This window comes from Pontibacter fetidus (genome assembly GCF_010119545.1).
GTDB lineage: Bacteria > Bacteroidota > Bacteroidia > Cytophagales > Hymenobacteraceae > Pontibacter > Pontibacter fetidus.
In genome coordinates this window covers 119,360-129,783 of sequence record NZ_JAAEAA010000014.1, presented here as the reverse complement: position 1 = coordinate 129,783, position 10,424 = coordinate 119,360, and the positions used below count along the sequence as shown (strand labels likewise).

Genomic DNA, 10,424 nt, shown 5'->3' with positions numbered 1-10,424 from the left:
TCAAGGAAGTAATCCCCATGAAAGATGATTTGTCTTGTCATACGACAAAGTTATCTTAAAAGATAACTTATGCAAAGAATTTTATACTTGCGGGAGAGAAATTTTATAGTGGTTTTGCACCCTAACGTCTAGTGCATGAGGCGTGCTAGGCCGTCGGCCGTAGCATGGCTTATGCGCCTTGTTGTACCGCGTTTTTCTTATTCTTTTGAATTTGTATTTTAATGATGTTAATGACTAAAAGAATACATACCACGACTATGCCTGCTATCAATGATAATCTTCCCAGGTCTCTACCTACTTGGTCGGTATGCTCATTGAAATTATTATCAAGTAAGTAACTTGAATAAACAACTAATAGAAGTATAAATGTTTTTATAACTATTGATTTAAAAGTAATACCTGTCGTTTCATAGTTAAGAAGAAGGAATGACCAAATCGGCAATATCAAGGTTGTCCCTAGCGATGTGATGAGAAAAAAATGAGCAATCACATCTAACTGTTCCAACCCACGGGCTGTCATATGTAATCCAATCAAAAGCAGGATGCATTTTAAAATTGCTCTTCCCATAATTTTAAATGTGGTACAACGGCCTCGTGCATGAGGCGTGCAAGGCCGTCGGCCGTAGCATGGCTTATGTACCTTGTTAGCAGTATTACTTCTTTTACTAATGTTATTCAAAAAATAATAGCCAGATAGCACCACAAATTAAAGGAACAAAAACAAGCACCATTTGAAGTAACCATTCAAAAAATGTTTGTTCAACAGATTCTTTGTTTCTCATGAACTTCATCCAAAAGTAAATATGCCTACCTAGTCTTCTTTGCACTATATTATCAAATACCTTATATAAAATCAAAAAGACTATTGGACTTACATATAATGGGATGTGGGATTTTTCGATTGGAGAAGTAGTTTGGTTATAGTTTGCTATAGACCAACCGAAAATTAAAATCGCTACTATAGTGCAACAGGCATATACTATATTATTTCTTAAATATTTGTGAGTCGGTGGCGCAATAAAGGTTGGTATCCAAACAAAGAATAAAGTTAGAAAAAGCATCATTGATTTAATGTATTACTGCTAACTATAGTATAAACGACAACATACGCTTATCTGCACTATGTACGTAATAGCCAAACCTTGTTTTTGCGTTCTTTTGCTGCTTGAATCTGGTATAAGTAATTGAAGTGTGATCATAGTATATGTTTAAGCTAATATAAGTGATTGTTAGAGATTATCCAACGGGCTGACGATTTTATTTAAGGCATGGGTGGTGATGTGGGTATATATCTCGGTAGTCTTGCTGCTCCTATGGCCCAACAGCACCTGGATATACCTTAAGTCTGTTCCCTGCTCCAATAAATGGGTAGCAAAGGAATGCCTGAGCGTATGGGGTGTGGCTGGTGCTTTTACGCCTGCTTTCGTTTTGCTTGCCCTGAACACATTGCGGATGCTTTCTACGGTATACTGTCCTCCTGTCTGCCCTTCAAAGAGCCATATCTTGGGCTTATAGGCTTTGTAGTAGGCACGCAAGCTTTCCAGTAGCTTCTGCGAGAGCAGGGTAGTGCGGTCTTTCTTACCCTTGCCACCCCTTATAAGCAATAGGTTACGTTCTGACTGCACATCGGTCAGCTTCAGGTTGATCACTTCGCCGATCCGTAGCCCGCCAGCATAGAGCAATTGCAGCATACAGCGATGCTTCAGGTTCTCTGTTACGGATAATATCTTCAACACGTCCTGCTTGCTTAGCACCTGGGGCAGGCGTTCAGGCTTTTCAGGCCGCTCTACCTGGTTTAACTGCACCTCATGCCGCAGCAGCACCCGCTGGTAATAGAACTTGACGGCATTAATGGATTGGTTGATAAAGGAGACCGAATACGTGCCAGCCTGCACCATACTGCGGTGGTAGTGGTTGATCTGTTCTTCTGAGAAAGCATTAATCGCATCTAGTCCTTTGCCCTTGTGCGCGTTCAAAAAGCGCAGCACCAGGCTATGATAGGTGCGGATCGTACTTAAACTATAGTTTAACAGAAACAGCTTTTCCAGGTACGTGTGCGGGCAAGGAATATAGCCTTTGTCTTTCCGGTAACTTTGTTCCCAGAGTCTTGCCTGCAGGGGCATGTCTTTTACCTGCATGGTTTGGGCCAGCCACAGCTGGGCTACAGGTTCTATTTCGGTTAAGAGCGTATGCAAACTGCTGCTTTCTGTAGGGATCACAGAGCACTGCATCGCTGAAAGCCAACTGGCTACCTTGCTTTGCTTCAGGCAGGCATAGATCTCCTTGTTGTATTGATAGCTGAGCTGGACATACTGCCTGCCCTGATGTTCCAGGGGCTGCAACCGCACCACAGGCTTTACCGGCACTTTATCCAGTGGTTCGGTTAGTACAGTACTTTCTTGCTGCAGTATAACAGTACCTTGAGCTGGGCGCAGTCTTTTGGGTTTATACAAATACTTGGTATCCACCTTGGCAAGGCCCTGAAAGTGCTGGTGCGTCATTTCAATTGCTTGGCTCGTGTGGTGCATTACAAAGCACTTATATGTCTTGCTATACCTGATCCAGGTAGCTTCTTTCAGTCGTTTGGATATAAAGGGGCTAGACTTGTGCCAGATGCGGATGAAGGCTTTACCGGCATGCTCCAGCGGGTTAAGGAATAAAATCGGGAAAGAGGAAGAGTGCAACATACTCTAAATGCGTTGATATGCTGCTAGATACACACTCAACTACCCTTTATCCGTAAACTACGCGTATAGTTCCGTATGTAAACGTAAGTATACGGATAATACGGATAATACGGATATATACGGCTAAGTTAATTATAGCATGGAAACAGGTAGTGACAACAACATTAAAGAAAATCGTAGCTGCCTGCAATGCGGCTCGGTAATGACAGGCAGAGTGGATAAGAAGTTCTGCTCAGACCAGTGCAGGGCCACGGCTGGCAACCGCAGAAAAGACCAGGATATAGGAGAGCAGTTGATCAAAGAGATAAATCTCCGGCTGCGGCGCAACCGCTACCTACTGCACCGGTTAAGCCCCGAAGGCAAGACTACGCTTAGACGGGAAGTGTTGGAGCAGGCTGGCTTTGACTTTCGTTACTTCACCTACCTTTACCGCACCCAGAAGGGCAATACCTATTATTTCTGTTATGACTATGGCTACCTGTTGCTAGAAGATGAGAAGGTGTTGATCGTAAACTGGCAACCGTATATGGAACGGTCGTAGGCTCTGGGCTACCGAACTGAAGCAATAGAGCCAGAAACAAATAATTAAGAAAATGCTAATTAGTCAGAGTCTGAAACAGGAGCAGAAAAAGCGAGTAACAACGAGCAAAATCTTTTCTGTTACTATGCAAACAAAAAAACCGCTTATTTTATAAAATAAGCGGTTTTTTATGGGTTATCGTGTAGTCCGTAGGGGAATCGAACCCCTGTTGCCAGAATGAAAATCTGAAGTCCTAACCCCTAGACGAACGGACCATAATGTGTTTTGTGTTGCTCAATTGCTGAACGACGATGCAAATATAGGTTACAAAAGTGTTTTGCAAAACATTTAAGGCAAAAAAAGTATAAACATTTTGTAAACGCTTAATTTTCAGGTTAGAAAAAAATATTGGTTTTACTATAAGCTAATCGTAACTTCGCACCACATTAAATAAACATCTTACCAAACATAGATACCATGTCTAAAATTAAAGTTGCAATTAACGGTTTTGGCCGTATCGGTAGACTTACTTTTAAGGCACTGCTGCAAAAAGAGAATGTTGAAGTAGTAGCTATCAACGACCTTACCAATACTAAAACTCTTGCCCATTTGCTGAAGTATGACTCTGTACATGGCAAATTTGACGGTTCTGTAGAAGCCACTGAGAATGGCATCATCGTAAATGGTCGTGAGATCAGAATTACGGCGGAGCGCGAGCCTAAGAACCTGCCTTGGGGACAGCTTGGCGTGGATGTGGTACTTGAGTCAACTGGCCGTTTCGTAGACGAGCAGGGTGCTGGTGGCCATATAGAAGCCGGCGCTAAAAAAGTAGTTATCTCTGCACCTGCAAAAGGTAACATCCCAACTGTAGTACTGGGCGTAAACGAAGACATCCTGAAAGGTGATGAAACGATCGTTTCAAACGCATCTTGTACTACCAACTGCCTTGCACCAATGGCAAAAGTGCTGGACGATACATTTGGTATCGAGAAAGGCTACATTACAACTGTACACGCTTATACTTCAGACCAAAACCTGCAGGATGCGCCTCACAGCGACCTGAGAAGAGCACGTGCTGCTGCTTACTCTATCATCCCTACATCGACTGGTGCTGCTAAGGCGGTAGGTCTTGTATTACCTCACCTTAAAGGTAAACTGGATGGCGTTGCAATGCGTGTTCCGGTTCCGGATGGTTCTTTAACTGACTTAACTGTAGTATTAAAGAAACCAGCTACAAAAGAAGAAATCAACGCGGCAATTAAGAAAGCTGCTGAAGGCGAAATGAAAGGTATCCTGGAGTACACAGAAGATCCTATTGTTTCTATCGATATCGTTGGTAACCCGCACTCTTGTATCTTTGATGCAGAGATGACATCAGCAAACGAAACACTTGTAAAAGTAGTTGGCTGGTACGATAACGAAACCGGTTACTCAAACAGAGCTGCTGACCTTATTGCAAAACTAGGAGCGTAAGCTGCAAGCAATTATAGTTTAACGAAAGCCCGCCATCAGGTGGGCTTTCGTTTTTTATATGCGTATATGTAACAGCAAACAAAATAAAATTAGTAAATTGATATATATCATACTTTTAAGCTGAAGTGTGCTATACCTTTGTTACATCAATAAACCCAAAACCAATCCGCATGAAACGCATTCTTGTACCTACCGATTTTTCAGAACAGGCACAATACGCTTTTGAAGTAGCTGTAACTATAGCTAAACGAACAGGCGCTGCTATTAAATTACTGCACGTAGTAGAAATGCCATACTCACCCAGCTTTAGCGCTACCGGCGATACGATCTATAATGATAACATGGAGCAGGTGTACATGATGCGCTTACTGGAAACCACAAAAGGCAATATGGCAAGGCTGATGAATAAGGTTAACCATGCAGGTGTTGATGTGGTGCAGGATGTAGATGTAGACAGTATAGTTGGTAAAATAAAACGTGTAGTAGCAGAAGATAATGTAGACCTGATCGTGATGGGCTCGAAAGGGTCAAGCGGGATGGATGAGTTTCTGATCGGGTCTAATACTGAAAAAGTAGTACGCACTGCCCGTTGCCCTGTACTAACTATAAAACAGCATCAGCCGGATTTTGAGATCAAAGAGATTGTGCTGGCATCAGACTTCAGACGCGAGATAAGTAAGGCGATGGATGCATTTAAGTTTTTCCAGCAGCTGTTTGGTGCGCGCCTGCACCTGGTTTATATTAACACGCCTGGCGCTTTTGAGTCGAGTACGAACCTGCGCAGCAAACTGGCACACACCGCCGAAAAGTATGGCCTGCACAACTATACGATAAACGTGTATAACGATACTATTGAAGAAGACGGAATACTGCACTTTGCCGATGATATTAATGCCGATATGATTATGATGGCAACCCATGGCCGTACCGGTTTGTCGCACCTGTTAAGCGGAAGTATAGCCGAGGACCTGGTGAACCATACCAGTCGCCCGGTACTTACTTACCAGATCTAAAAACATCAGAAATATACCTAAGAGCCCGGCTATACTTGTGTAGCCGGGCTTTTTGTTTACCACCAGTATAGTTACTTTTGCAGCTATACGTTACACTATAGCATGAGCAAACTTCCACGTATCCGGTTTATTATCAACCCTGTTTCTGGCACCAGGAGCAAGGTAGATGTGGCCGCCCGCGTCAAACTAAACCTCGACCATAGCAAACACGACCACGATATAGTGTACACGGACTATGCGGGGCATGCTACGGAACTGGCTGCAGCAGCAGCTGCCGACGGATTTGCTATTGTAGTTGCGGTGGGCGGAGATGGTACGGTAAACGAAGTAGCCCGGGGGCTGTTGCACACCAATACGGCGTTAGGTATACTTCCGAAAGGCTCCGGAAACGGGCTGGCACGCCACCTGCAGCTACCCTTAAAACTTGACAATGCCATTAAAGCACTCAATACCGGCCAGATATCGGAGATAGATAGCGGAACTATAAACGATGTGCCTTTCTTTACCACTTCGGGGATCGGGTTTGATGCCTACATCAGTTCGGTATTTGCGGGCAACAAAAAGCGCGGCCTGAAAACGTATGTGGAGCTGGTGCTGAAAGAAGTGCGCGCCTACAAACATTTGCCCGTAAAAGTAACTATAAACAGTACAGAACTGGAAACAGACTGTTTTGTAATGGCGTTTGCCAATGCGGCGCAGTATGGTAATAATGCCTACATAGCCCCGCTTGCCGACATCCGCGACGGTTTACTGGATGTGTGCCTGGTACGGCAGCTGGATTTTGTAAAGGCCATTAACCTAAGTTATTGTATGCTTACCAGGCAGTTAGCCAATGTGCAGAGCGCCGAGTATTTTAAGACAACCGGTGTTCATGTCCAGACAGAGCAACCGATGATGTTTCATGCGGATGGCGAATACAAAGGCAAGGCAACTGAGTTTGAGGTGAAGTTAAATCCGTTGTCGCTGAAGGTGGTTATACCTTCGTAGTTAGTAATTAATAATGAGTAATGTTTAATAAGTTTTAGATCATTAGTCATTCATCATTTTCATTTAGTCATTAATCTTCCATGAGCGATAAAAATAAAAAAGGCCGCCAAGGGGTAGTTTACTCTACAAACTCAGACTTTAGTTACCAGTACGAGCAGGAAAACGAAGCTGAAACCTTGCCACCACAACAGCAAAACCTGAAAGTAATGCTCGATAAAAAATCGCGCGGCGGCAAACAGGTAACTTTAGTAGAAGGCTTTGTTGGTACAGAAGACGACCTGAAAGAACTGGGTAAAATGCTTAAGAATAAATGCGGGGTAGGCGGCTCAGCCAAAGACGGCGAAATACTGATACAGGGCGATTTCCGGGACAAAGTACTGCAAACCTTACAGGCTGCCGGTTATAAAGCCAAAAGGGTTGGAGGATGATTTTTGAGTTAGAAAGTCTGGAAGTTAGAATGTTAGAAAGGTAACTATAGAGTATGGCCCTTTAACTTTATAACTTCCAGACTTTCTAACTTTCTAACTAAAAAGGTCTCTGACCTTTTCAAGGTCTTCCGGCGAGTCTATACCTATTGTTTCGAACTCGGTGAGGGCAGTAGTGATTTTGAAGCCATTCTCCAGCCATCGTAATTGCTCCAGCGATTCGGCCAGTTCTAAAGCGGATGGGGGTAGTTGCGTGATCTGCTCCAGAATATCGGCGCGGTAACCGTAAATGCCGATGTGCTTGTAGTAAGTATGCTGCTTGTGCCAGATATCCTGGGGTACGTTGCGGCAGTAAGGTATAGCCTGACGGCTGAAGTATAATGCATCGCCGGTGTTGCTTAGTACAACCTTTGGCGCATTCACGTTAAACAGTTCCTCCTCGGAAGTTATCTTTTTTACAAGCGTGGCAAGCTGCGTGTTAGGGTGATTAAAACAGCTTGCAACCAGGTCAATTTGCTCCGGTTTTATAAATGGCTCGTCGCCTTGTATGTTGATGATGTACTCGTAAGGTTTGTCGAACAATTTGTAAGCTTCAAAACAACGGTCGCTGCCGCTCTGGTGATGTTCGGCAGTCATCACAGCCTTTCCGCCAAACTCCAGCACATGGTTGTAAATACGGTCATCATCAGTAGCAACTATAACTTCAGACAAACCAGATGCTGAAGCCTGCTCATACACACGCCGGATCATGGTTTTGCCATTGATATCGGTGAGGGGTTTACCAGGGAAACGGGTTGATGCAAAGCGAGCCGGAATGATACCTAATACGTCCATAGTTTATACTTATAATGTGCAAGCCCAAATATACGGAAGAGCCGAGGTTAATTTATAGTTGGTAGCTGGCAGTTTTCATCTTTTGCCTGGGCGCCCATGCTTCATCCAGATATTCTTCGTCTGCTGGCTGCCGAGACTTTCCAGTTGAAGCATTATCTCTGCGGTTGTTACTATTTTGGTTGAATTTCAAGGATTTTGATTTCATTGTATGGTTCAGCGCTTCTGCATGGCTGTACAGATTTATTATAGTTGATGACTTTAACTTTAACTTTAACTTCGGTTTGGCTGTTAGCTTTATAAATATCATCTACTGCTGATTCATTTATAGGTTTGTAGATTTCATTCTCAGTAGTTAAAATAAATCCACACCCGTCAGCCCGATAATCACCAGTCCATACCAGCATGCCCTCCAGGATTTCAGTTGGCACATCGTCTTCCTTATCGCAGGCACTAAAAGTTATCAGGCAGCACGCAAGCAAAGTGTATTTTAGTCTCATCTTATAGTTCTTTTAACACAGGACCCTGGTAATGAGTGATTGGTTGCAACAGTACTATAACTTCTCAATATAAGTGATGCGAATACCCGGCATTGAACGATCCTGAGTTGAAAGTCCGCATCTTCTGTCAATCATTTCGCCGGTTTCTATGTAGGTTACTTTTACAGGTATTGTAGTTTCTTCCTGTTTAAACTCATCGCCGATCACAGCTTCGTCTTCGGGCTTATAGTCTTTGCCATCTATAGTTAGTTTAAAGCCGCAGCCATCTACCATATATTCCCCCGACCACTCCAGTTGTGCCTCTTTTGTAATGGCTTGATTTTCTGGATTCATAGTTTTTTGAGTGCAGGATGAAAGTATAGCCGTTGCCGAAAATATAACAGCAGTAAGGAATGAGAACTTCATAAGTTTTAGAGTTAGTGAGTTTAGGAGTTAGAGAGTTTAAAAAGAATAAGTTAAGAAGTTAAAGAGTTTAGGAGTTAGAGAGTTAAAGAAAGATAAAAGTAGAGACGCAATATTTTGCTACTTATACTATCGACAATCAACAATTTAACCACGAACAATTCAACAATTAACCTTTAAACTTTTTTGACGCGCAGCGCAAACGTACTGTGGTCGATTACCTGTATGGTTTCACCTTTTTCGATGAAGCCTTCGCGGGCCTGAGCGTCGTAAATGGTATCGTCTATCAGTACACGGCCGCTTGGCGTCATGCGGGTATGGGCTGTACCAGTTTTACCTACCAGGTGCGAGGCGTCTGCAGAAGATCGGTACCCTTCATCGCTCTGGAAAGAATTATGTAAAATTACGCGTTGCATGGTGCGGCTGGCGGCAAAACGGTTCCAGGTAAGTGCCACTAAAAGCACAGCTCCCACCATACCCAACACCACCGAAATTAAACTTTGCATTAATGCAGTGCCCGGTACAAATGTGAAGTCGAAGTTTTGATTATTAACCATGATCAGTACTAGCGAAATGAAAACCAAAATAATACCGCTGATGCCCGTAACGCCAAAGCCTGGAATTACCAGAACCTCCACTGCAATAAGTATTAGCCCGGCTACAAAAAGCAGTATCTCCCAGTTCTCAGCAAGGCCATTCAGGTAATAAGGAGTTAAGTATAAAATGCCGGCAACTATAGCTGCAGCCAACGGAAAACCGATGCCCGGCGACTGTAACTCAAAGTATAAACCACCGATGATGAGCAGCAAAAGTATACCGCTGATGAACGGGTTCAAGAAAAAGGAGATGATCTTGTTGGTACTGCTCATTTCATAGGTCACCACTTCTGCATCCTGTAAGTTAACCTGTTTCAGAACCTGCTGTATATTAATTGCTTCGCCATCGCAAAAGCCCTGTTTTATAGCCTCTGAGGTAGTAAGGGTAAGTACTTGCCCAGCCGATAGCGTGCTGTCTACATTGGCATCCACCATCGCTTCGGCCAGGCGTGGGTTGCGCCCCTGGGCTTCTGCAGTAGAGCGCATTATGGAGCGCATGTAACTCTGGTATTTGCCGGGAGCTGCTTCGCCGTTGGCGCCTACTACCGTAGCAGCGCCAATGTTGGCACCCGGCGCCATATAAATACTATCGCAGGCCAACGAAATTAAAGCACCCGCCGAGGCAGCATTTTTATTGATGAAAACATACACCGGTTTCGGGTATTCAAGTATTCGTTTCCGCATTTCGTCCGCATCGTTCAGGGCGCCGCCAAAAGTATCGAGCACCAATAATACGTGGTCCGCTTTTATCTCGGTGGCGTGGTTAAGAGCCAGTTCGGTGTAGCGGTTGGTGCGTGGGTCTATTTCAGATTTTATCTCCATTACCAGTACTTTCTGTTTTTGCGCCCGACTGGCAGCCGGAAACAACAAAAAGAGAGGGAGCAGATACAACAAAGCAAAATGCCAACGTTTTGAGTCAGATTTCATACATTTGGGGCTGATACTGTGCCATTTTGGTTGAATATAGTAAAAAGTTAAGAGTTATACTTC

General features: G+C 43.8%; 12 protein-coding genes and 1 tRNA gene. 5 read left to right on the top strand and 8 right to left on the bottom strand.

Translation table 11 applies throughout. From position 1 onward, the window contains the following. Nucleotides 1-169: 169 nt before the first annotated feature. The 3 genes from GWO68_RS12160 to GWO68_RS12150 all read right to left on the bottom strand — a co-directional run bounded on the left by GWO68_RS12160 (nt 170) and on the right by GWO68_RS12150 (nt 2,687). A complete protein-coding gene (locus tag GWO68_RS12160) occupies nt 170-568 on the bottom strand; it encodes a hypothetical protein (protein ID WP_162346719.1) in 399 nt (132 codons plus the stop codon). A gap of 103 nt (nt 569-671) precedes the next feature. Further along, nucleotides 672-1,064, bottom strand: coding sequence for a hypothetical protein (locus GWO68_RS12155; RefSeq protein WP_162346718.1), 393 nt, complete (start codon nt 1,062-1,064; stop codon nt 672-674). Between the two features lie 165 nt (nt 1,065-1,229). After that, a complete protein-coding gene (locus GWO68_RS12150) occupies nt 1,230-2,687 on the bottom strand; it encodes a tyrosine-type recombinase/integrase (RefSeq protein ID WP_162346717.1) in 1,458 nt (485 codons plus the stop codon). 139 nt (nt 2,688-2,826) lie between these two features. Here GWO68_RS12150 and GWO68_RS12145 point away from each other — a divergent pair, with 139 nt between their 5' ends. Next, nucleotides 2,827-3,228 carry a hypothetical protein gene (locus tag GWO68_RS12145; protein ID WP_162346716.1) on the top strand — a complete coding sequence of 134 codons (402 nt, stop codon included), beginning with the start codon at nt 2,827-2,829 and terminating at the stop codon, nt 3,226-3,228. Between the two features lie 182 nt (nt 3,229-3,410). On the opposite strand, the gene GWO68_RS12140 is transcribed toward GWO68_RS12145, so the two are convergent. Continuing rightward, nucleotides 3,411-3,482 (bottom strand) — tRNA-Glu (locus GWO68_RS12140). Nucleotides 3,483-3,684: 202 nt separating this feature from the next. Between GWO68_RS12140 and gap the strand changes: the two genes are divergently transcribed. The 4 genes from gap to GWO68_RS12120 all read left to right on the top strand — a co-directional run bounded on the left by gap (nt 3,685) and on the right by GWO68_RS12120 (nt 7,108). After that, the gene (gap, locus tag GWO68_RS12135) at nt 3,685-4,680 is read left to right on the top strand and encodes a type I glyceraldehyde-3-phosphate dehydrogenase (protein ID WP_162346715.1); all 996 of its coding nucleotides are present in this window, start codon (nt 3,685-3,687) and stop codon (nt 4,678-4,680) included. A 170-nt stretch (nt 4,681-4,850) separates the two neighbouring features. Then, nucleotides 4,851-5,693 (top strand): universal stress protein, encoded by an 843-nt coding sequence (locus GWO68_RS12130; RefSeq protein WP_162346714.1) that lies wholly within the window; start codon nt 4,851-4,853, stop codon nt 5,691-5,693. 102 nt (nt 5,694-5,795) lie between these two features. Then, nucleotides 5,796-6,680 carry a diacylglycerol/lipid kinase family protein gene (locus GWO68_RS12125; protein ID WP_162346713.1) on the top strand — a complete coding sequence of 295 codons (885 nt, stop codon included), beginning with the start codon at nt 5,796-5,798 and terminating at the stop codon, nt 6,678-6,680. A gap of 80 nt (nt 6,681-6,760) precedes the next feature. Beyond that, a complete protein-coding gene (locus tag GWO68_RS12120; RefSeq protein ID WP_162346712.1) occupies nt 6,761-7,108 on the top strand; it encodes a translation initiation factor in 348 nt (115 codons plus the stop codon). 93 nt (nt 7,109-7,201) lie between these two features. On the opposite strand, the gene kdsB is transcribed toward GWO68_RS12120, so the two are convergent. The 4 genes from kdsB to GWO68_RS12100 all read right to left on the bottom strand — a co-directional run bounded on the left by kdsB (nt 7,202) and on the right by GWO68_RS12100 (nt 10,361). Then, nucleotides 7,202-7,939 carry a 3-deoxy-manno-octulosonate cytidylyltransferase gene (gene kdsB / locus GWO68_RS12115; protein WP_162346711.1) on the bottom strand — a complete coding sequence of 246 codons (738 nt, stop codon included), beginning with the start codon at nt 7,937-7,939 and terminating at the stop codon, nt 7,202-7,204. A 170-nt stretch (nt 7,940-8,109) separates the two neighbouring features. Then, on the bottom strand, nt 8,110-8,436 hold the full coding sequence (locus GWO68_RS12110) for a hypothetical protein (protein WP_162346710.1): 327 nt from the start codon (nt 8,434-8,436) through the stop codon (nt 8,110-8,112). A 54-nt stretch (nt 8,437-8,490) separates the two neighbouring features. After that, entirely contained in the window at nt 8,491-8,769 is a 279-nt protein-coding gene (locus GWO68_RS12105) for a hypothetical protein (protein ID WP_162346709.1), read from the bottom strand. Nucleotides 8,770-9,014: 245 nt separating this feature from the next. Next, nucleotides 9,015-10,361, bottom strand: coding sequence for an NfeD family protein (locus tag GWO68_RS12100; protein ID WP_162346708.1), 1,347 nt, complete (start codon nt 10,359-10,361; stop codon nt 9,015-9,017). Nucleotides 10,362-10,424: the final 63 nt, after the last annotated feature.

Bases quoted from the DNA above. Each gene is read 5' to 3' on its own strand.
- GWO68_RS12160 (WP_162346719.1), bottom strand. From the start codon at position 568: ATGGGAAGAGCAATTTTAAAATGCATCCTGCTTTTGATTGGATTACAT.
- GWO68_RS12155 (WP_162346718.1), bottom strand. From the start codon at position 1,064: ATGATGCTTTTTCTAACTTTATTCTTTGTTTGGATACCAACCTTTATT.
- GWO68_RS12150 (WP_162346717.1), bottom strand. From the start codon at position 2,687: ATGTTGCACTCTTCCTCTTTCCCGATTTTATTCCTTAACCCGCTGGAG.
- GWO68_RS12145 (WP_162346716.1), top strand. From the start codon at position 2,827: ATGGAAACAGGTAGTGACAACAACATTAAAGAAAATCGTAGCTGCCTG.
- gap (WP_162346715.1), top strand. From the start codon at position 3,685: ATGTCTAAAATTAAAGTTGCAATTAACGGTTTTGGCCGTATCGGTAGA.
- GWO68_RS12130 (WP_162346714.1), top strand. From the start codon at position 4,851: ATGAAACGCATTCTTGTACCTACCGATTTTTCAGAACAGGCACAATAC.
- GWO68_RS12125 (WP_162346713.1), top strand. From the start codon at position 5,796: ATGAGCAAACTTCCACGTATCCGGTTTATTATCAACCCTGTTTCTGGC.
- GWO68_RS12120 (WP_162346712.1), top strand. From the start codon at position 6,761: ATGAGCGATAAAAATAAAAAAGGCCGCCAAGGGGTAGTTTACTCTACA.
- kdsB (WP_162346711.1), bottom strand. From the start codon at position 7,939: ATGGACGTATTAGGTATCATTCCGGCTCGCTTTGCATCAACCCGTTTC.
- GWO68_RS12110 (WP_162346710.1), bottom strand. From the start codon at position 8,436: ATGAGACTAAAATACACTTTGCTTGCGTGCTGCCTGATAACTTTTAGT.
- GWO68_RS12105 (WP_162346709.1), bottom strand. From the start codon at position 8,769: ATGAATCCAGAAAATCAAGCCATTACAAAAGAGGCACAACTGGAGTGG.
- GWO68_RS12100 (WP_162346708.1), bottom strand. From the start codon at position 10,361: ATGAAATCTGACTCAAAACGTTGGCATTTTGCTTTGTTGTATCTGCTC.